Origin of the sequence: Haloplanus litoreus (assembly GCF_045690335.1) — an archaeon.
GTDB lineage: Archaea > Halobacteriota > Halobacteria > Halobacteriales > Haloferacaceae > Haloplanus > Haloplanus litoreus.
In genome coordinates this window covers 105,110-128,964 of sequence record NZ_CP147875.1, presented here as the reverse complement: position 1 = coordinate 128,964, position 23,855 = coordinate 105,110, and the positions used below count along the sequence as shown (strand labels likewise).

General features: G+C 57.9%; 23 protein-coding genes. 9 read left to right on the top strand and 14 right to left on the bottom strand.

Going from position 1 to position 23,855, the window contains the following annotated elements:
- Window positions 1-6: 6 nt before the first annotated feature.
- The 4 genes from V8686_RS17310 to V8686_RS17295 form a co-directional block, all read right to left on the bottom strand.
- Window positions 7-972 carry a ParA family protein gene (locus tag V8686_RS17310; RefSeq protein WP_340696206.1) on the bottom strand — a complete coding sequence of 322 codons (966 nt, stop codon included), beginning with the start codon at window positions 970-972 and terminating at the stop codon, window positions 7-9.
- A gap of 291 nt (window positions 973-1,263) precedes the next feature.
- The gene (locus tag V8686_RS17305; protein ID WP_340696205.1) at window positions 1,264-1,638 is read right to left on the bottom strand and encodes a DUF555 domain-containing protein; all 375 of its coding nucleotides are present in this window, start codon (window positions 1,636-1,638) and stop codon (window positions 1,264-1,266) included.
- A gap of 268 nt (window positions 1,639-1,906) precedes the next feature.
- Window positions 1,907-3,097 (bottom strand): transcriptional regulator FilR1 domain-containing protein, encoded by a 1,191-nt coding sequence (locus V8686_RS17300; RefSeq protein WP_458329471.1) that lies wholly within the window; start codon window positions 3,095-3,097, stop codon window positions 1,907-1,909.
- A gap of 134 nt (window positions 3,098-3,231) precedes the next feature.
- Complete coding sequence (locus V8686_RS17295; protein WP_124897069.1) at window positions 3,232-4,059, bottom strand: hypothetical protein; 828 nt, start codon at window positions 4,057-4,059, stop codon at window positions 3,232-3,234.
- Window positions 4,060-4,337: 278 nt separating this feature from the next.
- On the opposite strand from V8686_RS17295, the gene V8686_RS17290 reads away from it, so the two are divergent.
- The 3 genes from V8686_RS17290 (at window position 4,338) to V8686_RS17280 (ending at window position 8,960) form a co-directional block, all read left to right on the top strand.
- Complete coding sequence (locus tag V8686_RS17290) at window positions 4,338-5,153, top strand: HTH domain-containing protein (protein WP_340696203.1); 816 nt, start codon at window positions 4,338-4,340, stop codon at window positions 5,151-5,153.
- A 634-nt stretch (window positions 5,154-5,787) separates the two neighbouring features.
- The gene (locus tag V8686_RS17285) at window positions 5,788-7,464 is read left to right on the top strand and encodes a transposase (RefSeq protein ID WP_121921933.1); all 1,677 of its coding nucleotides are present in this window, start codon (window positions 5,788-5,790) and stop codon (window positions 7,462-7,464) included.
- Between the two features lie 362 nt (window positions 7,465-7,826).
- A complete protein-coding gene (locus tag V8686_RS17280) occupies window positions 7,827-8,960 on the top strand; it encodes a tyrosine-type recombinase/integrase (protein ID WP_379706927.1) in 1,134 nt (377 codons plus the stop codon).
- 99 nt (window positions 8,961-9,059) lie between these two features.
- Here V8686_RS17280 and V8686_RS17275 read toward each other — a convergent pair whose 3' ends face one another.
- Complete coding sequence (locus V8686_RS17275) at window positions 9,060-9,581, bottom strand: hypothetical protein (RefSeq protein WP_340696201.1); 522 nt, start codon at window positions 9,579-9,581, stop codon at window positions 9,060-9,062.
- Between the two features lie 103 nt (window positions 9,582-9,684).
- Window positions 9,685-10,698, bottom strand: coding sequence for an Acg family FMN-binding oxidoreductase (locus V8686_RS17270; RefSeq protein ID WP_340696200.1), 1,014 nt, complete (start codon window positions 10,696-10,698; stop codon window positions 9,685-9,687).
- A 218-nt stretch (window positions 10,699-10,916) separates the two neighbouring features.
- Between V8686_RS17270 and V8686_RS17265 the strand changes: the two genes are divergently transcribed.
- Window positions 10,917-11,444 carry a hypothetical protein gene (locus tag V8686_RS17265; protein ID WP_340696199.1) on the top strand — a complete coding sequence of 176 codons (528 nt, stop codon included), beginning with the start codon at window positions 10,917-10,919 and terminating at the stop codon, window positions 11,442-11,444.
- Window positions 11,445-11,453: 9 nt separating this feature from the next.
- Here the strand turns inward: V8686_RS17265 and V8686_RS17260 are convergent, their stop codons facing one another.
- Window positions 11,454-12,323: a CPBP family intramembrane glutamic endopeptidase gene (locus V8686_RS17260; protein ID WP_340696198.1), complete on the bottom strand. Its 870-nt coding sequence runs from the start codon at window positions 12,321-12,323 to the stop codon at window positions 11,454-11,456.
- Between the two features lie 145 nt (window positions 12,324-12,468).
- Window positions 12,469-13,329 carry a type II CAAX endopeptidase family protein gene (locus V8686_RS17255; protein WP_340696197.1) on the bottom strand — a complete coding sequence of 287 codons (861 nt, stop codon included), beginning with the start codon at window positions 13,327-13,329 and terminating at the stop codon, window positions 12,469-12,471.
- A 404-nt stretch (window positions 13,330-13,733) separates the two neighbouring features.
- Between V8686_RS17255 and V8686_RS17250 the strand changes: the two genes are divergently transcribed.
- Together V8686_RS17250 and V8686_RS17245 are read left to right on the top strand one after the other, a co-directional pair.
- Window positions 13,734-14,453 (top strand): CPBP family intramembrane glutamic endopeptidase, encoded by a 720-nt coding sequence (locus V8686_RS17250; RefSeq protein ID WP_340696196.1) that lies wholly within the window; start codon window positions 13,734-13,736, stop codon window positions 14,451-14,453.
- A gap of 252 nt (window positions 14,454-14,705) precedes the next feature.
- The gene (locus tag V8686_RS17245) at window positions 14,706-15,575 is read left to right on the top strand and encodes a CPBP family intramembrane glutamic endopeptidase (RefSeq protein WP_340696195.1); all 870 of its coding nucleotides are present in this window, start codon (window positions 14,706-14,708) and stop codon (window positions 15,573-15,575) included.
- Window positions 15,576-15,726: 151 nt separating this feature from the next.
- Here V8686_RS17245 and V8686_RS17240 read toward each other — a convergent pair whose 3' ends face one another.
- The 3 genes from V8686_RS17240 to V8686_RS17230 all read right to left on the bottom strand — a co-directional run bounded on the left by V8686_RS17240 (window position 15,727) and on the right by V8686_RS17230 (window position 18,739).
- Window positions 15,727-16,653 carry a CPBP family intramembrane glutamic endopeptidase gene (locus tag V8686_RS17240; RefSeq protein WP_340696194.1) on the bottom strand — a complete coding sequence of 309 codons (927 nt, stop codon included), beginning with the start codon at window positions 16,651-16,653 and terminating at the stop codon, window positions 15,727-15,729.
- Window positions 16,654-16,814: 161 nt separating this feature from the next.
- On the bottom strand, window positions 16,815-17,627 hold the full coding sequence (locus V8686_RS17235) for a CPBP family glutamic-type intramembrane protease (RefSeq protein WP_379706920.1): 813 nt from the start codon (window positions 17,625-17,627) through the stop codon (window positions 16,815-16,817).
- 275 nt (window positions 17,628-17,902) lie between these two features.
- The gene (locus tag V8686_RS17230; RefSeq protein ID WP_379706917.1) at window positions 17,903-18,739 is read right to left on the bottom strand and encodes a CPBP family intramembrane glutamic endopeptidase; all 837 of its coding nucleotides are present in this window, start codon (window positions 18,737-18,739) and stop codon (window positions 17,903-17,905) included.
- Window positions 18,740-19,025: 286 nt separating this feature from the next.
- Between V8686_RS17230 and V8686_RS17225 the strand changes: the two genes are divergently transcribed.
- Both V8686_RS17225 and V8686_RS17220 read left to right on the top strand, forming a co-directional pair.
- On the top strand, window positions 19,026-19,154 hold the full coding sequence (locus V8686_RS17225) for a hypothetical protein (protein ID WP_379706914.1): 129 nt from the start codon (window positions 19,026-19,028) through the stop codon (window positions 19,152-19,154).
- A 163-nt stretch (window positions 19,155-19,317) separates the two neighbouring features.
- Complete coding sequence (locus V8686_RS17220; RefSeq protein ID WP_340696372.1) at window positions 19,318-20,241, top strand: hypothetical protein; 924 nt, start codon at window positions 19,318-19,320, stop codon at window positions 20,239-20,241.
- A 163-nt stretch (window positions 20,242-20,404) separates the two neighbouring features.
- Here V8686_RS17220 and V8686_RS17215 read toward each other — a convergent pair whose 3' ends face one another.
- Complete coding sequence (locus V8686_RS17215) at window positions 20,405-20,761, bottom strand: YbjQ family protein (protein WP_340696371.1); 357 nt, start codon at window positions 20,759-20,761, stop codon at window positions 20,405-20,407.
- Between the two features lie 249 nt (window positions 20,762-21,010).
- Entirely contained in the window at window positions 21,011-21,574 is a 564-nt protein-coding gene (locus V8686_RS17210; protein ID WP_340696370.1) for a hypothetical protein, read from the bottom strand.
- Between the two features lie 307 nt (window positions 21,575-21,881).
- On the opposite strand from V8686_RS17210, the gene V8686_RS17205 reads away from it, so the two are divergent.
- The gene (locus V8686_RS17205) at window positions 21,882-22,982 is read left to right on the top strand and encodes a bactofilin family protein (protein ID WP_340696375.1); all 1,101 of its coding nucleotides are present in this window, start codon (window positions 21,882-21,884) and stop codon (window positions 22,980-22,982) included.
- 159 nt (window positions 22,983-23,141) lie between these two features.
- Here V8686_RS17205 and V8686_RS17200 read toward each other — a convergent pair whose 3' ends face one another.
- Window positions 23,142-23,846, bottom strand: a complete 705-nt coding sequence (locus V8686_RS17200; protein WP_340696369.1) for a CPBP family intramembrane glutamic endopeptidase — start codon at window positions 23,844-23,846, stop codon at window positions 23,142-23,144.
- Between the last annotated feature and the right edge of the window lie 9 nt (window positions 23,847-23,855).

The window sequence follows — 23,855 nt, the reverse complement described above, 5'->3', positions numbered from 1 at the left end:
CTCAGTTCACCCCCACGGTTTGATCGACTGCGTCATCAGCGACATCAGCGTCTGCAAATGGAATTTCGACGTCCCCCAGAAGTCGTCACCAGTGAATATCTCCTCGCCGTCCCATGCGTCCTCCGCAAGCGGGTTGCCGAACGTGGCACAGATCGTCGCGACCAGTGTCCGATACTTCGGTAGGATGTTCTGCTCTGATTTTCGGATACGGCTCCGGTGTTCACTGAATAGGCGGAACACGGAGACGTACTGTTCTTCGGCCGATTCGAAGGCACTCAGCGATTTGAAATAGACCGGTGCGTCGTACTCGTCGCGCAGTTTCTGGGCATAGTCCTTGTGATCGCCCTTCCGGGTATCGACCATTGTGGGGATAACCGCTGTACGTCCGATGTTGATGTCCTGATTCTCAGCGAAGCCCTGTGCGCTGTCGGCAACCCCATCGATGCTCTCGTAGCCGGACCTGGTCGGTACGGCGGGAATGACTACGTTTCGGGTAGCGTATAGCGCCATGTAATATACGGTATCGGCCTTCGCGTTCGGGTCGATGATCACCACGTCGTACTCGTTTGGGACGTCGTTGTCCCGAAGAACACTCAGGAGCCGTTCGTATCGGGGATACTCCCAGTCGTCAGGCTTCGTCTGCCCAATATAATTCTCGTGGGAGTCCAGAAACTCGTCGACGCGGTTGAGCCGCTTATGTGATGGGAGAACGTCGACGTTGGGCTCTGCCGTGCGGATTAGATCGCTGAACTCTCCCTGTCCCTGCTCGACGAGGTGGAAGGTGAGATCATCGGCCTCTGGATTGCGTTTGTTATCGTCGACCCCGAGGTAATTGCTGAGGCTACCATTCTGTGCGTCCATATCGATCAGCAACACACGCTGACCGATCTCGGCATGGGCCGCTGCGAGATCGCGAGCGACTGTGGTTTTTCCTTGGCCGCCCGACTGATTGTAGACGGTATAGGCTTGCATGTCCGAGCATTCAGCACAGTCGCTCATAAAGTTCCGTCAGACAAATTACTTCGTCCAGACGGTTGGGCCTACCACTAGGACTTACTACTAAGAATGATTGAGAATGCTGACCAATCACTCTTAGTCACCATTCTTAGTAACCGCTGCTAGTAGTCATTATGGATGGTCTAGACGAGTGATCACTACGGGTGGACGATACAATAGCTATGGACAAGCCTACTGAATAGCTGCTCTAACTGCTATACGGGAGTGGATTCGAAGGTTCAGGGCCGATTGATTGGACGTCTCAGATCAGTCTGCTGGTGCGATGTCGACGGACGTGAGCGGAGTGTTGTGGAGGTGCGGTCCGACTTCACGCCGGGCGATTTTTTCGGCAGTCTCTGAATCCTCGGCATCAACTTCAATCTCGAGAAACAGGCCAACGAGTGCGGTTTCTGAGACTAGGAGGAGCGCATCTGAACCGATTCCACAGCTGTTACACCCGATCCGCTGAACGCTGATGTCGACAGTACGGACCTGATTGCCCGTCGATCCGACTCGTTTCCCTACTTCACTGACGGCGATGTTGATGGCGTCCTGTCCAGTCTTTGCTCCTCGAACGACCCAGCCGACTGAGAACACGACGATATATCCATCAGTAACACCTATCTCGTCGGACGCATCCAATCTATGGTCGTGAGTCGAATGGCGGCTGTTACCCTGAGCGGGGGAGTTCCCGTTCCTGGCCGGGGTAGAATTTGTGCTACGTTCGGCCATGAGTACTTACACGGAAAGTGACCTGAATTATCCATCTCCCTAAACGGCGTAACGAGTCATGGAACAAGCTATCAGTTCGATAGTAAACAACACAAAGTGATCCAAATAGGAGGCTACCTGGAGAGCTTTCTTGATTCGACGCGAACGTGATTCACGTCTGCCGTTGAGCGCTGTATCGCTAGTCTCCAGCCCTTCGTTGTGGGTCTGACCCTTGGGCCATCTTCTGTTCAAGGAGTGCGCGGACGGGTGGACGACCTTTGTCACGGAACGACTCGAAGAAGGTGGCAGCCCACTCGACGATGCCGGGGTCAGTCGAGTCGATGGCCGAGGCAGAAGATTCGGGAACTCCGGTCGACGGTGACGGTGCGAGTATTACTCGGGTGTCGTCACAAATCGCGAGATGGACGGGGAGCGGCTCAGGGACAAACATGAACTCTGAATCCTGTGCTGGCTGACCGTCTCTGATGTACGATTCAAACCCGTGTTCTTTCACGAAATCGATGAACTCGTGATCCGCATGAAGCTGGGCTAGGATCTCATCGGGAAAAACGACGCTCACCTGGGTCTTACTGCTGAGAACTGGATAATAAGCGTTGGCGAGCGTCGGACTCATAATGGTGGTAATCCCCCGGAACCTGCCGAAATTCGTCTCAGCGATACGGGTGAACGCGCTCAATACGTTGTGAGGCTGTTTCGGTGTGTTTCTGATGACCTTTGAGTCGGCCAGCGCATCGACGGGAAACGACTCGAGATCGGCGGGCAACCATCGTAGAAATTCGCGCTTATCGAGCGCTTGGGCGATCACGGTCCTGAATTCGGTATAGGAACTGAGCAGCAGACGCCCCATCTCAGTTACCTCGTACGCCCCACCCCGTTCGAGGACGTAGCCGTCTGCGACGAAGGCGTCGATGATTCTGTGAACTGTCGTCCTGGATGGACCGCCTTGCTGTTGACCTGTCGATGCAAGGGTCGCTTTCCGGGCGGGGACGGTTTCCAGCGTCTGGAGAATCCACCGCTTGTGTTTGGACCGCGCGAGTTGAACGAGGGCCTCTCTATCGATTTCCCTGCAGAGATCGTGATACATTTGTAGCACTGCACCTCCCGAGCAACTGAGTGAAAATCCACCCTCCAAAGATCGAATGAATCCTGCCTTTCGACCTGGATCCAGAGCACGATACGCTGTCTGTCGGGACACTTCGATTCGCTTGGCGAGAGCTGCTACGGAGAGGGCTCCTTCTCGAAGGGCTTCGAGCGCTCGGATTCTGGTGGGATGTCCGCCCTGATTCCCTGAGACTACAGCCGCCTGACCCCGCGAATCAAGGAGGGCACATAGTACCTTTTCCGGGGTAATAGTAGGGTCACCATTCATTGAGAAGCAGGCATTGAGAATATCTGTTCCGCCAGACGTTGGATTATCGCCAGACAGTAGTTGAGACCAACTGTTTCAATGCATATGGTAGGAAGAATAAGGAAGCGTAGTGTGATGTAGAAGATGTCTACCTTCTAATTCCCACAATTGTTACCCTTGCATGGACCGTCTGAACCACATGCACTACACCAATTCACCCGGTTCAATTCATATCTACACTCTGTACAGGATCCGGAGCAACAATACACTGTATACTGGTTGCAGTAACATCCTTGCCCCCCACATCCGAGATAGCAGATATCGTTTTTGAAGCAGCAGTCTGTGTATTGGGCGTATATGCTCCCATCTGCTTCGACGAGTTCATATGTCTGAACTGCCTGCTCTTCTGGATTTTTTAGTAATGCATAGTAGGAGTCAACAGCTGGAAGTGCGCGGAGGACGACTTCCTTTTCGCCCGCAGAAGGTGCATTGACTTGAACCGATGCTGTTGGAAGCCCCACGTCACTTTGGCCATCTTTTCCTCCAACAAGGTTAGCTTCGACGAAGGTGTTACTGGTCGTCTCTAGCGACGGTTCTTCGACCATTTCCACCGCGGAACGTGTGGTGAGATGGCCTTCCTCGTATAGCCTATCCAGAATTGGTTGCAGGTTGGCTTCGAGGACGCCAACCACTGCATCCATAGAATTGTACTCTTGGACTTTTTTATTCAGCTGAGTTTCCAACTGCGGTGAGTCTGCGATCTTTGCCCCCGTAGAGGGCACGAGAGAACTTAGTGCGAAGCCACCTGCACTCGCCTTCGCGCTTTTTTCTAGGACCTCGCGACGTTTGAGATTGGACTCTTCTGAATTACGCTGTTCTTGTGAGGCTTCCCAGGCTTCTGCACATCCTCCTCCACTACCGATCGCCTTGGATATTCTTTCTCGATACGCCTCGATCGATCTCTCGTGGTCTTTACGAGACATCGATTAGGGTGAGGGGAAGGGTAGACTTTCATGTAATTATTATTAAATTTAACTCTGATTGACTATTTGATTCTCAGACCTGAATTCTCGTGTTAGCGGCCGAGTATCTGTAGATCTGGGATTGTTCCTCAATCTGGTTCTAGAGAGGATACATGAACGAATAATCAGATACTACAAGATCTCTCATGGAGTGATAGAATTATCATGTCTGAAATATCCTAATTGTATGAACAAATAAGTTGTTGTAGTGATATTTATCCAATATGTTTCCCCGACGTGTGGAGCCCTCCTCGGAAGAAGTGCTTAGTATAGTTATTCAACGTCAAAGTATTATCCAGCTGATTTCCACTGATTCGTATACAAAACCACAATTAGTTGATCAACTGGATGTCTCACGTTCAACTGTTGATCGTGCCTTGCGTGAATTAGAACAATATGGTTTGATGAATAAAAATGATAGCCAATACACTCTCAATCCCTATGGCCGGTTCATCTATCAGACTTGTATCTACTACCATGATGTTATAAAAAAATCATTAGAGCTATGGGATATCCGAAATGACATTCATAGCTCTGGGCAGGTTCCTCCGAATGTACTTTATGATTCTGAGATATTTGTCCCTACGGAGTCAATTCCTGACCTTCCGGCAAAGAAGCTGTTTGAGATGATTGAATCAATCTTGTCGCTGCATTTGGTACTCCCAGTCCTCACCTATCGAATATACGATAATCTTCATCAGTTTGTTAGCGATGAGGACTCATCATTAGAGCTTATTCTCCCGCCAGAAGGAATCCAGTCTTTGAGGCAGTTTGAAGATGAGCGTTGTATTGAAGAATCTACTCTGATTACAGACGCTACCAATATTCCTCCATATGGTTTCGGAGTATATGAAGATGCGGATAGGAATAAGCAGATGAATATAATAATTTTCAGTAATAACGGCGTATGTGGACTAATTCAAAATAGTTCTCGGATGTCTACCTTTTGGGGAGAACAAAAATACGAAAACATTAATCATAGTTCGGAAGGAACAGACGAGATAGTAGAACCAGCGGAGTCATCTGGCAATGAGATTTCGGAGATCAGTGAATAAGAAACTCGTTCGTTCGGCAATTTCTGGGATCGTTCTAGCGGCAATCACCTTTACCGGTGTTGTGTTCATATTCGGATTCGATAGTTCGTTTATATTGTTCTTGGTTGGTCTTCTTCTGCTTCTCTTTGTTGGAGGTGCGGGAAATGTTCGTACAAGCGGTGTCGGAGGTCCTTCGCATAGGGGGAGAATCGAATCTGCAGTGGTGGATCGGAATATCGATCAACGAAAGAATACTAGATGGGACCGATACATTATCTTCTACGCATTAGGTCTTATATTCATCTCGGTGGGTTCTCTCCTGATAGCTTGAGTCTGGAACTGAAGTTGTCCAAACTCTGATGGAAATCTCACCAATCCTGCAAAATACTGAAGGAGTGTTTCTCAGCTCCGGTCGGCGAAGGTTCTCGACTTCCCCTTCGTCTTCGCCCTCTTCCCCTGTCTCCGCCGTCGTCTTCATCTCCACCACCAAGTACAACGAGCGAGTCCGAGTCCCAGCAGTAGCGGGCCAACACCGCAGAGGAACGTTCGACGGTCGTGCTGATTATCACAGGAACCCATTCCGCGGACGGATATCACGCGAGCGACTAATAACTATACATCGGATTCTTGAACGTCTCGGGGCCAGCATCCCGTAGTGGCTGTGACCCAGGACTCTCACCGGACTGTCTTTCGGCAAATCGCACAGCGACCGTATGCTGAGTGGCCAGTGTACGATTCGACACCGCTGTACGATCGGTCCTCGCTTGCCGGACTGGAATCAGATATTCGGACTGTCTCACAGACGTGGTTCAAACACGACCACCACGAGTCAGTCGAGAACTTCGTCTATTCGCTCCCGCTAGCGTACGTTAAATTCAGCCCTCACGACCGCTACGCAGGGTCGACTCGCTACGAGATGGATACGCTCTTTCGCGTATTTATACTGAAGGAGTGTCATGGGTGGGAACACGAAACAGCGCTGATCGAGTATCTCGAGTGTCGCCCGGCACTCCGCAAGCAGTTAGGCTTGGAGAGTCTACCGAACCAGTCGACGCTATGGCGCAGTTGGCACGAACGGTTCACTGCCGAGCTTCGCAGTACCGTCGAAACAGCTGCGCGGACCATCCTCATCAAAGCCCAGGACACGGGTGTTGCCGTCCCACGCGAACCAGAACGGCGTCTTCCATCCTACGGTGACGAAGAGGACGAATCGGACCCAGACGATCAAGCTGTCCTTGACGAAGCGGCAACAATTACGGAGCACGTCAGTCGTGTTGTCTTCCCGGCATTCTCACTGGATCGAGGTGAGGGCTGTGAGATTCACGAGAACGCTTACTGGGACTTACAGACGTATCTCGGACTTCGTGAGCGCCTCGCGGCCAACGAGGGCGCTCGGAGCTTCACCTACGAGTCAACTCGTGAGCGGACACCGTTAGGGCACGCCCATCGCGAGCAAGTTCGTGACCTCTCAATTGCGGAGATCCGAGAGATGTACCGACAGGCCATCGGAAGACTTCTGAACGAAGTTTCGGAGACAGAGCAGTTCTTCCGAGCTGGGATTGTTGCAATCGACATTACCGAAGCTGATCCCTTCACTGGTGATAGGACTGGGCACGAAGACGAGATCATCGGCACGAAGGAGAAGACCGACGAGTATGCCTACCAGTGGGCGACGGTCCAGTTGGTCGGCAATGCCGTCCCTATCGTGCTGGACGCGCGCCCCGTCCGAAAGGGGGAGACTCGACTGGAAATCGTCGAGGACTTGCTCGATTCAGCTGAGGACCTCGTTCACGTCGATAACGTGCTGATGGACCGGGAATTTGATAGCCAGCACGTTCTGGAGATGATCAGCCAGCGCGGGCTGTCTTACGTCGTCCCGAAACGGATGCAGACCAGCGAGAAGGCACAGGCGAATCGATTGCTCCAACGAGATCGGGATCGATACGAGACCGACCGCGGGCTTCACCTCGGGAGGAACGAATGGCACGAGACGACGCTGATCTACCGACGGAAAGAGGACTCCGAGCACGACGACCACCGGCAGTACTCGGTGTTCATGACGAATTGTGGGAGTGGGCACCTCACTGAGTACGGGTATCGGTGGGAAATCGAGAGCGGGTACAGATCGATAAAGCGGTTCATGGCTGCTACCACGTCGAAGAATTTCGGGCTTCGTTTCTTCTACTTCGCGTTCGCGTGCCTGCTGTACTCGATCTGGCGAGCCGTCGACTTGCTCGTCCAGGTCGCGTTGACCGGTGAGTACGAGCACTCGCCGATGGTGACGGCAGATAACACACTGACGCTGCTGAAGAAGGAGACTGGAATCGGATAGAGAGACACTCAGTCTGGGTTAGCGCGCAGTCTGAGTGGTTACACTGTTGGATGTCTCGAAAATTCGCCCTTACCATTGGAAGTGTGACAAGAATGGCCGCTTGGAGAGAGAATTGAGGTGGTTTCCGCTGACCAAATCGGCAAAATCCACGCATTACAGCCCTGCTATACCCGTTGTAGTCTCAACTTCCAATCGCCAGATAATCTGTATAGCGATATATAGTTTATGACTGGGGATATTGGCGATACAGCCCATCTATCCCGTGGAATCAGGTGATTAGCGGCAAATAAAGTTTACTGTATCTTTGACTTAAAAGACGCAGTAAATTGAAGTGGGTGCCCGCCGTCTGCGACTCCAACCCGATGACAGCCGCTGAACCTGGGGGTTCGACCACCGAGACCGACCTCGACGCCGCCATCGAGGCGCGACTGGCCAGCCTCGACTCCGGCAACTACCGGGCGAACAACCGGCTCGTCCTGGACGCGTTCAAGACGTATCTGGAGGACCAGCGCGGAGTCACGACTCTCGAGAACCTGGAGGTCCTCGACTGCCGTCGATACGCACAGCACCTCCGCGAGCGCGCTCAGGACGACGATGACTCTCTCTCGGCCGCGTCAGCCCACGCAAACGGCCCGTACTTTACCATCGTCCGAGCGTTCCTCGGCTGGTGCGTCGACGACGAGCGAATCGAGTCGAACCCGGCTAGACCGAACCGTGTGAAGGAGGCGCTTCCGGAGCATCACGGCGACCACGACAGACAGTTCTGGTCGGCCGAGGCCCGCGAGGCGCTGCTGGAGTTCGTCGGCGAACGGGCGCACGACGCGCTCGACGAGTCGGCAGACGACCGCGAGCGGGCTTTCCGGGACCGAGCTCTCGTAACGATGCTCGCCCTCACGGGTGCCCGTGGAGCGGAGCTGTTCGCCGATCCTCGCGACGAGCATCGGAACGGCCTCCGTTGGCGCGATGTCGACCTCGAAAAGGGGATTGCTACCGTCTTCGGCAAGACACGGGAACGCCAGCCGATCCCTCTTACTGATCGCGTTGTCGAGAGCCTTGAGCGGTACCGAAAGGTGCTCGACCCGGCGACCGGGGACTGGCCGGTGTTTCCGACACGGCATCACGCCTCGCTCGCGAAGGCTGCCAAGCAGGGCCTCGCAGCCCAGGGGTGGAGCGCGGACGACATTGAGACGACGCTGGCTGCCTCCACGTCGATGGAGGTCCTCCGGGACCACAGGATCGCACCGCCGGCGCTCTCGAAGAACGGAGCACGATCCCTGATGAAGCGCCTCTGTGACGCTGCCGATGTCGATATCGACGGCGAGTATCTCAAGCCACACGGTGGCCGACGTGGACTGGGGAGTGACCTCTACGCACGGGACGCCGAACTCGCTCAGGAGCTCCTTCGCCACGAGTCGATCGAGACTACCCACCAATCCTACCGCGAGCAGAACGTCATTGAGCGGCGAGAGCGACTGGAACGGGCACTTGACGAGTAGTGCCAGCACCCCGCGTCAGCGCATTCAGTTGTAGTTACCCCACGAAGAAGGAACGGGTGCGCCACGTGGGGTAACTCCGGAATTCCAGTGAGGACGTCGTCACAGCCGGCTCGCTGGACCGTACTCATCGGACAAGATTTGTTTGAGTTCGAACTCCTCACCATCCCCGACCGCGTCGACGACATCACAGACGAACTGGAGCGCCTGAATCTCCGCCTGGAGCGTGGCGATTCGCTCTTCTCGCTCCCGAATCCTGGTTCCGAGTGTTGCCATGAGATGAGCACCTGACTTGTCGTCCAGAGAGTGCTCCGATAGTGCTATCTCAGGCAGTCGTCCGTCGGGGCGGGGAATCAGTCCTGCATCGAGTTCAAGCTGGACCCGTTGGAGGTGCTTACACGGCGTCGGAGTCTCTGGATTCTGATGGTCGGGACACGTACACGTCTCGTCCAGCAGATCGACTTCATACGTGTTGCCCGATGCCGAGTCGACTTCGTAGCAGCCGCCTCGGTGAACTAGCGCAACGTCCATGTCGTCCTCTCGAGCCCGCTTGGCGCGGACATCACCCTGGTCCTGGTGTTCGTTCTCACTATCCGGAGTCGTCGATGAATCGGTCACGGCCATCCTGAAGCACCTGTGGGGGGCGCGGATCTACTGATCCGCCCTCTACCCGATTGGAGGTGATAAATTCTCAAGGCATTATTGAGGGTGGTAACAGAACCACTCTCTATTGTTCCGTCGAGGATACCGCTTCGAGTGGCCATCGTGGAGTGTGTGTCCGCTCTTCTTCGACATGCCCTAGACGAAACAGATGTTGGGGAATCTCCTCTCCAGTGCCCGTCCTAGCTGCGAGTTCTGTTCGCGTTTCTGGCCGTTCCAGGACCTGACTCATTGGATGGACCGCGATGTCTTCAGCACTCGCGAGCAGGGCGAGTCGTTCGAAGACCTGGCCGGTCTTGACTCGTGCCGTGGGGGTGTCTGCGTGGGTTGCCAGCAATGCAATGACAGGCGCTCGTTCGATGAGTTTCGAGTTCTTTCGGCCTTCCCGGTCACCGAGATCGAAGTGAGAAACGACTGCCTGCCCGATCCGGGCCATGAGCCACGAACTTCCGAGCGCACCCGTCCCGACCCAGTAGCCCAGTTCTTTCCGATACGCCGGGTCGGCCATCTGTGCCTCGTCCGCGTCGGCTTGAAGCTCGCCGATCGAACGCTTTTGCTCGGGGTCGTCGATCAGGTACAACGTCACGTCGTCCGTTTCGATTACCCTACGAAACCGTTCTCTCGCTTCCCGAGGGAGTGCTTGGTCTTCGAACAACTGGTGACTCGTATATCGCTCTGTGAGTTCGTCGAACAACTCCGGTGGTCGATTGGACGACGGTTCGCTATCCCGTTCGAGTGTGACGGTCGAGACGAGGTCGTCGTCCTCGTCGGCACGATACGTGATTTCGTAGCCGATGTTGAAGTGTTCGGCCGCAATACAGAGATTTTCCAGGGCACAGCCGATGCTGATGAAGAGCTCTCGCTTGTCCTGGTCGGCGACTTCGAGCCATCGTGTCTCGTCGTAGCTAATTTCGATCGCTTCGTCCCGAACCGCGAACCGCCACGGTTGAGAGTTGTGACTTGACGGGGCTAAAATCGCATAGTGGAGCAGGAACTTTGCCTGTTCTCCGAGAGGGGATCCATCCGGAAACTCGTCCTTGGAGATGTCCCAGACTGATTGAGTCAATTCGTCTGCGTCCATACCGGAGATACACGCCCCACTATTTCAAATTCGACACCACCAGCCCATCTTTCAGGTCAGCATAGATCACCCGAGACCCCGATGACCCTCGCCCCGTAGCGAAGGATCTCCCGCACTGACCGAGTAACTCGGCTGTTGGACCCGACTACTACTCGAGGTCCAGACCAGCCATCAATTCGAATCGATGCGGTTCTAACCTTTCATCTGGGATTGAATGTATGGTACGGATCCTCCACGCAACCGTGGCGGCTCTCGTCGTGCTGGCGGGCTGTGGAGCGCTTCCCGGGGGCGGATCACCCGATGCGCCACAGCAGACCGTTTCGATCGGGATCTCGAACAATCACAACGAGAGTCACGTCGTCAGGGTGAGCACGATTCCCCCAGAGGTCGAGGGTCTCGAGGTCACATACGAGAACGGCTCGACTCACCGGTTCGATGTATCGTCGTTCGACGCCCTCCCCCGGGATGGGTTGAGAAACGCGACTGCGATCGCCACGACGGACTCTACGGGGCTGACGAGAGAGTTCACGGTGGGACCGGAAGAAGGCGTGGGTACGACACTCGAAGACGTTCCCGCGAACGTGACGGTGGTGTACTTCGTGCTTCAGGACGGTGGCCACCAGACTGTTCGGGGCGCCGGCGTGGCTCGGTGTTCATCTGATACCGCCACCACCGACCTCGAGATCGTTATCCGCCCCGACGGGTCGCTTCACTCCGCCGTCACGTGCAGCGACGGTTCTAGCTAGGTCGAGGTGTCAGCGGGCCTCCTGACGACCGCCAGGGTTCCGGAAGGTGTCGTATCCCAACTGTCCACGGGTAGCAACAATTAGTACGATGGCAACGAGCCAGACCGCGATGTCGACGGCGATCAGCACCGTCATGAAGCTCTCGCCGGTGATCGCCTCGATCGGAAGCGGGACGAGCGTGCTGTTGGCCGTGTTGATCCCAGCGTGCAGGAGTAGAGCGAGCAGGACGCTCTCGGTTCTGTTGTAGATCCATGTCAGGAGGAACGCGAACCCCACGATATTGATGACGCGAAGAATGATTCCAGGGATCTCCTCGACGAGCCACGCGAAGCTGTAGACGGCGTTCGGATCCGCAACCAGCTGGGGGAGGTGCCAGAACGCCCAGACCACACCGAGAATAAGTGTGGCCGGGACCGGCGCGTACCTCTCTTCGAGCCTCGGGAGGGCAAACCCTCGCCAGCCCGGCTCCTCGTTCCCCCCGCCGATCAACGCGACGAACACGTACGACCCGAGCACGAGCGAGAGCCGTCCCGAGAGTACTGTGGGGTCGACGGTAGTGCCGAGGAGGACGATAGCCACGCTTGCCAGGCCAACGACGAGCAGCGGGAGGAGGAATGCAGCGAGGTACCATCGCGGTGCGACCCGCCAGCGGACGATCTGTCGAGCCCACGCCCTGACGGACTCGCCGTCGAGCCACGTCACCACCGCGCCGGCGAGAGCGGGGCCGAATCCCCCGGCGACGAAACTGAGCGTCCGAATCGGCTCCCCCATCCCGATAACGACCGGAAGCCATCCGACCCAAGAGAAGGCATACGCCAAGAAGAAAAACGCTGCAACGGGGCGTGCGTCCACGACACCCCGAATCCACTGCTGGCTCATGGCTCGATACTCCGGCTGAGGATCGGCATTATGGTAACCATGTTGGTACTGGGGAGTTCTACAGGGGGAGGCCGCGGAGCAGATACAGCTGCCAGGCGACGAATCGGTGACCTCGGTCTGTCAGGTCTGCTCGTCCCCGAATGCATCACTCCAGGGAATTCAGTTCTCTCGACTCGTCAAGCGAAACGAAGTCGAGGCCTCCGTCGGGGAAGGGCTTCGAGGCGAGCCGCTCGGTCCCGTACTGCCAGACGAGGACCGCTACGACGAGCCAGACGACTATCAGGAGACCGATCTGCGAGACGATGTCGTTACCGACCACACCAGTGGCCGTCGTGACGGACACGGCGTTCGAGAGCGTGTGGAAGACGACCGGAACCAATACGCGTCCGCCAGCGGCGTTGTAGAGCCACGATGCGATGACGCTGATGCCGATGACGACCAGTGCATACAGCCAGAACGGCGTTCCCGCCTGTGAGCTTCCGGGCATCAAGAACAGCGGCACGTGCCAGAGTGCCCAGATCACTCCAATGGCAATGCTCGCCCAGAACGCCCCGACGGACCGCTGGAGAACCGGGAGTGCCAGCCCGCGCCAGCCGGGCTCCTCGAGCCCGCCTCTGATGAACGTCGCGAATACGACGGCTGGAACCGCGGCTGCCGGCAGGACGTTTGCACGGTCGAATCCGCCACCGAAGAGCAGGAACACACCGAGCGCGAGGACATAGAGCGCGACCGGAACCAACACGGCGGCCGCCCAGACGCCCAGTGGTGCGCCGATGTCGACGAGGTTTCCGAGCCACGACCGGAGGTCACCGCCGGTTGCGGCGACGAGCACGGCCGCGAGGAACGGCCCGAAGCCGCCGATCAGGACGAGTGTGGTCACGACCGGCGGTCGACCGGTTCGCAGCATCCACGCGACCGTCAGCCACGGGAGCCACGTAAGGACGAACGTGAGGGCGACGAACGTCGAGAATCGGTGCCGGCGGACGAAGTGGCGGAGCGAGGACACGATCTGATCACGAACGAACGTTTGTCTGTCGACGAATAAATCGATGACTTCGATCTATCTGTTGTGACTCATGGCGTCTCGAGGTCTACGTCTCTGCCGACCGTAGACTGATGGGGTCGGCACTTTTGAGATCCTCAACCAGAGATATGGTCTAGAGGCCGTTGGTGAATAAAGCGCGCGAATCTTGCATAGCCTGAGTCTGAGAGTTGAGCATTAACTACACCCACTTGGAAATCGAGAATGATAGCGGTTCACGGCATGATAATCCCCCTCTATGTCCTTTGCTGAGATTTCTCAGCAAGATACTGTTTGTCAATCTCGTTTATCACCTCTGCCAACCCATAGTAATCCAGACTATTGTGAAAACGATCGCCGCCAGCAGGCCGTCTCCGACCGTCTCCACTATGTCCCAGATCCGTGCTTTCCTCGTGGCTATCGGATTGCTTGGTGCGGCAGCCGTCAGTACGCAGGGCATCATCGAGGGGTTCAAACTACTCCAGGCAGCGTTGGGATACGGTGACAACCTCACGATCACGTACATCGTGGGGGGAGCGCTGGCCACGTTTTCGTATATCGTCATCGCTATCACGTATCTCCATTACCGGCCGGTCGCTATTCACGCACCACTTCGGAGACCCACTCTTCGGGAAGTCGGCTGGGTCGTCGGCGGTATCGTCGTCGCGTTCGGTGTCGCGATTCTCATCGAGGCCATAGGTGCTGTTCTGGGTGCCGAAGGGGCGACGAACTTCGCCACGGCAGCAGCCGTCGGGAACCCGATGTTGGTCTATGGACTGCTGCTGGTCGGCAATATCGTGCTCATCGGCCCGGCCGAAGAACTCCTATTCCGCGGCGTAATCCAGGGACGCTTACGCGAGAGTTTCGGTCCAGCTCTCGCTATCGGCATCACCTCGCTGGGATTCGCCATCAGCCACGTTCCCAGCTACTGGATCGGCGGCTCCGACCTCTTCACCCTCGGCGTTCTATTTGCCCTGCTCGGAATCGCTGCTGGGGGACTCATCCTCGGGACGATCTACGAGCGGACACAGAACTTGATCGTGGTCGCTCTGATCCATGGACTCATCAATGCAGTCGGTGTCGGCATCACCCTCGTCATGCTGTTGTGACGGCCACTGCCGCCCAAAAAAACGAAGGGAGGCCTCTTCGCCATTGATCGATCAGGTTCACGTCTTCGAGCGACTCCAGAGTGTAGTCCTGAACGAGTTCTACTGATGGATCGTTATCATGAGGAAGGTCCGGCGACTGCTGAGCAATCTTCGAGTCGCTGTATTGCTCCGACAACGTCGATCACGACCGTTGGTTCTCGGCGAAGAGGGATCTGAAGAACGTTCATGTGGTACTAGTAACACTATCTCAGTATGGTCTCCACTATCCGCAGACGAATCAGTGAGCATCCCGTGGCGACGTTCTTTGTCCTCACGTACGCCCTCTCGTGGACCGCGTGGTCTCCACTGGTCTTTGCGGAGTGGTGGGTGACGTGGTCACCCCTGCTCTTGGCAGGTGACATCCAGACGATGCTCTTCATCATGATCGGGGGGTTCGGCCCGCTCGTCGCTGCAGCCCTCGTCACACGGGCCGTCGGTGACAGCGTTCGCGAATGGGCAGGCCAACTCCTCCGGTGGAATGTGTCTGTTCGTTACTGGGCGTTCGCGTTGCTCTTCCCCGCCGTCGCTATCGTCACCGCGAGTGTCGGTCATATTCTCATCTTCGACGGGCAGTTCGCTCCCGAATCAGTGAGCACGTTGCTGCTCTATCCGGTCCTGTTCGCTCAGGTGTTCCTAGTCGGCGGTGGCAACGAGGAACTGGGTTGGCGTGGGTTTGCCCTCCCGCGACTTCAGCGATCGTATTCTGCGCTCGTCGCGAGCCTCCTCATCGGCTTGGGCTGGTTTGCCTGGCACCTGCCTCTGTTCGTAGTCGCGGGGTCCTCACAGGCCGGCGTCCCGGTGTACTACTACGGACTGGCGGTCGTCGCGCTCTCCGTGGTGTTCACGTGGCTCTACAACGAGACCGGCGGGAGCGTCCTCCTGACGATGGTGCTCCACGCGTCGGTGAATACCGGCGGTATCCTCTACCTCGCTGGTGGCGGCGCTGCGCTCCAGACCGAGCTACCGAACGCGCTCTACGCCGCCGTCTTCCTCCTCGCCGCGCTGGCTATCGTCGCAGCCTACGGCCCCGAGCGTCTCGCCGACGTGGAGGTCCCGACCACTCCGTCCGGAAGCCAGCGGTAGCGTCGTTCCTGCAGCTACGAAGTGTCGGACCTCCCCTATCGGTACTGTCGTTCAATCTCGATGGTGAGCCGGAGCGTGCAGGAGAGCTCTCCGCTGGATCGAACGCATCACCCGTCAAACGACAGTGCACGGTCCAGTCGGGACGGGACTCTCACGACGATTGCTCGGGACGTGATTCGTCGATCCCGGCCCACGTCATCAGTGACGGCCAGGCGACGAGGATGGCGAGGACCACGAACAGGAGCGGTACCAACACGACCCCACCCGCGTCTACGAGGAGGACGGGATCGTTGACGAGTGCGTGGAGGCCGATCGTGACGAACAGGTTTCCGGTCCGGGCGTAGACGAGGGCGAACAGCACACCGAGGACGAACGGAGCGACGAGGAACGCGAGGAGCTCCCCGACCGCGACTCCGCCGGCGAGCCGCCCCGGAACGTGAATCAGTGTGAATATGGTTTGAGAAGCCAGGAGGGCGAGGAGGAACGCGGTTCGCGGAGATCCACTCCTGTATAGCCGTGTGAACTTCTTCGCGAGCTGAGGCAGGAGGAACGCCCGATACACGATCTCCTCGTACAGTGCGTTTCCGAAGACCTGGCCGATGAAACCACCGAGGACGGGGACTATTCCGAACCGGATCAGCGAATCGGAGAGCGCGAGCGACTCGCCCCGGAGCATCAGTGACGCGACACCGGTTACTTGCACGAGTATCCACGTTCCGGCGGTGATCCCGATGCCGAGCGGGAGGTCCGCCCGAACGAGCCCGATATCCCGCGGTCGGAGGTCGCCGAATTGGAGGATGATCCCACCGACGATCACGACGACGAACGCGAGGTTTGCGAGGAGTGTCACGTCCACGAGTCCCCCCGTCGTGTCGACCACCGGTGCGAGTACAGCCAAAATCGCCGGCAGAGTCAGATGGAACAGCGTCACTGCTGCCCCACCGGCGATCACGACGGCAACGATCGTGGCCCAGGACGTTTCACGTAGCGCATCTATATCGAGCGCTACCCGACCGACCCCCGCCCGGTCGTCGCCCGTGGTGTCACGTTCTGGTACCGTGCCCGGATCGTGGCTCACAGGGTCTGTTCCACGATCACCGACAAGAAACGCTCGGACCGCCTCCTGCGGATCGGAGAGTTACCGCACCCGAATCGGCTCCGAGCGGCCCGATCCCGCGAGTAGTGGGTGGCACCGACCGGTGACGCAGTGTGAGTCCGGCCAGCACCACGATGGCAGACCTACGCGTCGGTCGGAAGCGGCGGGTGAGGCACTTCGGGAGCGGCCGTCATGGTCTTGGCTCCCCAGGTCGCGACGATCGCCGCAGCGAGCACGAACCAGAGCCCGTAGTAGAGGAGGTCCGGGGCCACGATGATCTCGGCGGTGAAGTTCACCCAGCCGTGCAGGACGATGATGCCGAGGATGCTGCGTTCCGTGTTATTGTAGATCCACGTGAACGCGACCGAGAGCGCGACGATCCCGGCCATGAACAGCCAGAAGCCGGTGGTCGCGAACCCGACCGCGTCGTGTTGGAACGACCCCTCGATAAAGAACAGGGGGAGGTGCCAGAGGGCCCAGACGACGCCCAGGATCAAACTCGCGCTTAACACAGACCACTTCAGTTGCAGCCGGTCAAGCGCGTATCCTCGCCATCCCAGCTCTTCGAGGATCGGCGGCAGGGTCGCGAAGAACAGTGCCGGGAGGATAGCGAGGGGGTTCACGCCGAATTCGGTGACGCCTTCGCCCCACGCCAGCCCGGCTCCGCCGAGGAGGAGATCCGCGAGGCCGGCGAGAACGCTGATACCCAGGGGTACTAGCAGGATCACCACGAGCCATCGGAGTCCGACGCGCCGGGGATTGACAACGCGGTTCCAGAAGTCGGCCTGTCCGCGTTCGTCGTAGACAAGGTAGACAAACGCGATACCGGCTACGCCGGGGACGGCGAGTCCGACGAGGAGTAATACGAGCCCGACGGCGCTGTCGAACTGCAGGCCCAGAGCGATGGCCGGCAGCCAGAAGAGCCACGTTCCTCCTACCGCGACGGCGAGATACACCCACCAACGTCCGATACTGTCGGATGTATTCTCGATACCGTCCTCTGGACGTGCGTGTGAGGTCGATTCATCCATGTCAATATGTACGCCTGGTAACGGGGTAACATTGCAGGGTAGTTCTCGGGAGGACAAACGAATCAGTCGGTGCTACATACTTCCTTGACACTGGACCGTCGGACCGGTTCGTAGTCCTCTGACTTTCTTAATCGACATGGGCAATATGTCCAGTAACCCTTGTCTAGCAGTTATCCGAACAACTCCCTCGTCGCTGGTCACTACCATGGTTCGAGTGATCCACCTGACGTCACGTTGTCGGCCGCCACGTATCGATCGTGGACGACGCACACGGCAGTAGCAAGCAATCCGGAACCGATTCCGGCGATGCCGACCGGGCCGACGAGGAGGGCGCCCGCGCCAGTGAGGTAGACCAGAGAAAGCGACGCCACGGCGTTGAACGAACCGTGGAGTAGCGTCGCGGCGAGCACCGACTTCGCACGGACGGTCAGGTAGGTGAACAGCGGGGAGGCAGCGACCGTCCAACCGGTCATCACCACGATCCCTGCGACCGGCGCGTCGGGGAAGTTGTGCCCTTGAACGATCAGCGGTGCGTGCCAGATACCCCAGACAGCGCCTGTCAGAAGCGATAGCCGCCAGAAGCCGAGCGGCGAGAGCTCTCGCAGGAACAGTCCCCGCCACCCGAGTTCTTCACCGAGGGCCGCAACGGCGTTGATGGTCAACCCTGCGACGAGCCCCTGACCGACGAGGAAGACGACCGGCGGGACCGGCAGTCCCTCGAGTACCGCGACCGAGGCCTCGACCTGCTCGTCTGGGAGGCCGAGGCCGCGTAGGAACGCCCCGTAGTCCGTCGTGAACGAGACGTCCGGGAAGACGATTCCGATGCCGATCGTCAGCGCGAGGAGACCGACCGGCGTCAGCCAGGCCAGTCCGACCCACTGGAGTCGTCCCCTGCGGAGTCCACATCCTGCCCGGATCGACTCGCCGTCCCACCGCTGAATCAGTATCGCGGCGATGGCTGGCGCCCACATATAGACGACGACCAAGAGGATCGTGCCACTGAGACTCTCCAGGTCGACACCGACAACGGCGAACACTATGGCTCCCGCCCACGAAATACCGAACGCAAGTGCGAGAAATGCGAGGACTTTGCGCACCCTGACTTTCCCGGGTGGTCTCGATGACGACATCTGCCAAGTTATAACACATCCGACTGAAATTTCAGCGTGCCGGTTTCTGGCCAGCCTGAAACGGCCTGTCCATTTCTTCAGGAGCCAGGACCTACAGTACCACGAGTGACCTGACTATGGCGACGTTCTTCCATCGATCCCGGACCCTTGCCCGTTCGATGCGACCGTGGGGATTCCCTCTCGTCTACCTCGGATGGGCGTTCCTGTTCTGGAGTCCGATCTTTGGCTCCGAGGAGTCGATCTGGATCGGGCGATCGTCGAGGGCGTCCCGGACTGGGTTGCCCTCGCGCCGATGAACGTCTCCCATGCTGTGCTCATGTAGCTGCTCGCCCTCGTGGTTATCAGCGTCACCGGAGCGGGGTTGCTGGCTCGACGGGAGAGCCGAGAGCGACGTCGTTCATCAGCCACACGAGGTGTGTAACTTCAGGCCGCCGCCGGAAGGCACATACAGAACAAAGAGTACCCGAACCAATTTTCTAAATCAGATGACGAACATCCACGAACTGCTCGATGTCGGGACCATACAAGTCAGTGCCATCCTCCTGCGCGATGCGAAATTCTTCGTCCGGTCGCTTGACTCGCGACCGCTCGTCGAGGTGGCGAGTGAATCGGAGGTCAACGTCGACCACCTCGACCGTGCTGGTGAGCGGACTGTAACCGTCGATACACCGATCGGGGCGTTCCAGGCGTCGTACATGCCCTGGCAATGGCGTGGCCCGGACTATCCGACGCTCATCTATCACCACGGAAGTGGCGAGCGACCGTTCGACTTCGGACGGTTTAGTTCGAACTCGTTTCGACGGTTGTTCGTCGCAACTGACGAAACGATCCCGGCCAACGTCGTCGCCGTCAGGGCACCGTTCCACGACGGATCGAACATGGATTACGCTCGGGCGATGGGGGACCTCGAGAACTTCGTCGGGATGCTCGCCGCCTCGGTTAGCCTCATCGACGCGCTCGCGACGCAGGCGAGCGATCGGACCAGTAGCCCAGTCCTCGCATCGGGTATCAGCCTCGGTGGCTGGGCTGTCAACCTCCACCGAGCCTGCTTCGACACCGTCGACCGGTACGCCCCAATCTTCGCCGGGGCCGCGCTGGGCGAGATGTTCGTCTCGTCCGTCTATCGGAAGATGACCGCCAGGGAAGCCCAGAAACGACCGGATCACCTCCGTGAAGTACTCGACTTCGAGGAGGAGTTCAAGGCCGTCGAAGCGGCCAACTGTGCCCCGCTTCTCGCTCGGTACGACCGCATCATCGAGTACGACCGGCAGCACTCGGCCTATGCGGGGATGTCGTTGTCCGTACTCGACAAAGGCCACGTCACTGGGTCGCTTGCGACCGATCGGCTCCGCGAGCATGTTCTCCGTGTCCTCTCGGCGTGTGACACCGACCGGGTCGGTCGAGCATAACTATCGACCTGTTGGTAGCGATCTGAGCAGATCGTATCTCGATGTTCGCGAAAAACAACTCGTTAGTGTTGATCGCCTGCTGATGAGAAGATATTGGAGTGGCACAAAATCGGTCGTGAGTTAAAACACCGGCTTCTCGCCGCCGATCACGACAGGTACCCCCTCAGGCGAGTTTGACAGCCGTACCATAGGCGATTACTTCCGATGCGCCTTGGGTAACCTCGGACGTTTCCATCCGGACGTTCACGACGGCGTCAGCCCCCATCTCGAGTGCATTCGCTTCCATCCGCTCGATCGCCTGATCCCGGGCATCGGCGAGCAGCGTTGAGTAGGCCTTGAGTTCGCCGCCAGCGAGATTTCGGAGGCCTTGGGTGATGTCGCGTCCCACATTCCGTGCTCGGACGGTGTTCCCGCGAGCGATTCCCAGTACCTCCACGATCTCGTGGCCAGGGATAGTCTCGGTCGTGACGGTGGCGACGAGTGACTGCTCTACATCTGTCAAAACAGCTTCTGAGGACATATCTACCGCTAAGACGGTGACAGAGGTGATAAATCAGTAGTGACCCATGCGTTCACGTGGCGCGGCTACGGCCTCGGTCGGAGCGGGCAGGTCACCCTACGAACGACTACCGACTGCGCTCAGTATCTCGCTATTGGTCAGTGACGAAATTGTCAATCATCTATACTAGCCTCGTTGCGTGTCGAGAGATCTCCAACAGAAATTCTACGTTTTTGAGAGTGCCAGCGAGGATAGGGACCAATCTCCCACTCACCCAGAGACTAGGACTCTAATCCCGCCGATCACCAGCCTGTCGAGGGAGTGAGCCGCTATACTGTAGACGACGAAGAACACGACCATTACGAACAACTCGACGAGGTCGAACGCGACGACGTCGACAGTGGCGACGACGGGAATCAACGTCAGCAGGGCTTCGACTGCACGATCGAACGTTATCACGACGATGGCGGTGCCGGCGACAAGCGCCACAAGGTACCCAACAGTTCTCAGCGACGACGGGGTGACGCGTGACCATATACGTAGCTGGAAATCGTCGTACGTAACGACGCCGAGCGCGGCGAGCTGACGCCGCGCCTGGTCGATGACGATGACTACGAGCATGAACCATAGCGCGGTCGCGAGCCCAAACCGGACGAACGAGGGTGACAGATCGAGAACCGTGTCGCTGAACACTGTGACGACGGTCGGGGTCACGCGATCTACGAGGATGTAGAACAGGAGGTAGCCGAGGCTTGCCTCTATCGGTCCGTATGCCGGGAACTGGTGATCTTCCTCGTCAACGTGACGAGCCTCGTCTGCGTCAGACATGCTCATGCGTGACCGATGGCGAAGAGCGTCTCCAAGTAAAATATTTGCTGGCGAGGAGAATGGTACTCGGCTTACGGTTACACGAGGTTCGGCAGACACCTGTATTGACTACGAATCAGTAAGTTCGTCAGAGACGTCCACGAGTACGGAAGTTTGGTCGTCGGTGGCCTAGGGTTGCCTGAGCAGCGATGTTGGTTGTTGCTGGAGGAGAGGCCCTGTTTCCCCCAATGACGGAATTTGGAGTGAAGGTTGGTACGTCTTGTACCACGTGAAGCGCATCATCTTCTTAAGTAATGGAGTTGAAATGAATGATATGCGTCTATCGTTCGGGACGGCGGAGCGCCGGGGCGTCGTAGTCGCCCTCGTCGCGGTGCTCCTCCTTTCGACGGTGACAGGCGTCGCAGCGGCACAGTCCGTTAGGGGTGCCTCGGGAACGATTGTCGTCGAAGAAGGGCAAACAGTCTCCAGCGTCGACGCACTCGCGGGGAGCATCGTAGTCCGTGGAACCGTCACGGGAGATGTCTCCGGGGCCGCCGGGACAATTCATGTCGCCGAGGGCGGGCGCGTCGGGGGATCGATCTCCGGCGCGGCCGGGGACGTCCGTATCGACGGTGAGGTTGGAGGCGACGTTACCGCTGGCAGCGGAAACGTCCAAGTGACCGAGACCGCCACGATTGGCGGCGACGTTGAGATTGGCGCGGGATACGTCCGCATAGACGGCCAGATTGACGGCGACGTCCGTGTCGGCGCTGAGACAATCGTGCTTGGACCGAACGCAGATATCGGTGGCGAGCTCCGCTACGACGCTGCTGAGTTCAGGCAAGATCCCGCGGCGACAGTCGCGGGCGGCGTCGTCGAGGATCCGGATCTCCGAGGCAACGTCGGTACCTTCACCCTTCCCAACTGGGTAACAACGGGGTACAGCCTCCTCGCAAATCTTCTACTCGGAGTGATTCTGCTCGCCCTCTTTCCGGCCTTCTCGGCGAGGCTTGCGGGTCGTGTGTCCGACGAGCCTGCGAAAACCGGCGGCGTTGGATTGCTGACCCTCATCGGAGGACCGATCCTCCTTGCGCTGGTCGCCATTACGATCATCGGCATTCCACTTGCCGTCCTCGGCGCAATTGCGTTCGGGCTCGCAATCTGGGTTGGAGTCGTCTACGGCCAGTACGCCGTCGGTGCGTGGGTTCTCCGACGGGCCGGACGGGACGACCGGTGGTTGGCGCTCGTGGCCGGCCTCGTCGGGTTCGCAGTTCTGGATTTGATCCCGGTCCTGGGCGGATTCCTCGTATTCGGTGCACTCCTGCTGGGATTGGGTGCACTCGCGTTGGGACTCCGGGACTCGTTCCGCACCCGACGACGTTCGGGTCCCAGCGATCGACAGACGACGTTCTCCGAGTCGTTCGGCGATTCATAGGCCGAATCTTCCATCGAACGGACGACGGACGGTCAGTGAGTACGGTCGGACATCTGGTGTAGCTTCCGGGGTCCGATCCAACCGAGGGCGAAGTTCGGCGGGGCTACTGACGTCGGGACGTCCTCCGGAGCGACGGATCAGGTAGTTCCGCACATGGTTTCAGACGAGTATTGCAGTGAGAACGAGGTTTGCGACAGTCACGACTGCTAACCCCGGCCAGATACTCTGTGTTCGTTGGGCGGCTGAACCGACGATTACGCCAAGCCCGAAGGCATAGACAAGGAGATACAGCCCAGCCTGAAGCGGTTCGAAAAAGAAGATGGGAATGGATTGGAAGATAGTAAATACAACTGCCTGACCAGCGACTGCTACTCTCGGTGTCGTCCGCTGGTTCAACGCCTGTAGCAACCAGCCACGAAAGAACAGTTCTTCGCTATACAGGGTTACGAAGCCGCTGAACAGAGCCAGACCTACCCATCCATCTACACCATCAAACCGAACTAACCACGCGAACGTGGGATCAGGACCTTCGAATGCGAGGACAAGCAACCGGTCATAGACACCACTCCACGGTTCAACGAGGATGAGTAGAGTCCCATACACGATACCCGCAGCGATCGCCGCTCGAAGTCCTTGTTCACGGTCAGGAGTTCGAAATCCAACCCGGTCGGTGTTGCGATGCCGAATGAGACTGATCAACGGGACGATCAACCAGAACATCTGGAAGATCGGCGTCGTCGTCCGTAGCATTAGCGGAGTAATCACCAGTGCAGTGAGTGCGAGTCCCGTCCAGAAGATCGCGATCGTGATCCGATGCCGCGATAACAGATGCACCGATGTCCCAGACTCACCAGTTGATGTCATATACTACAG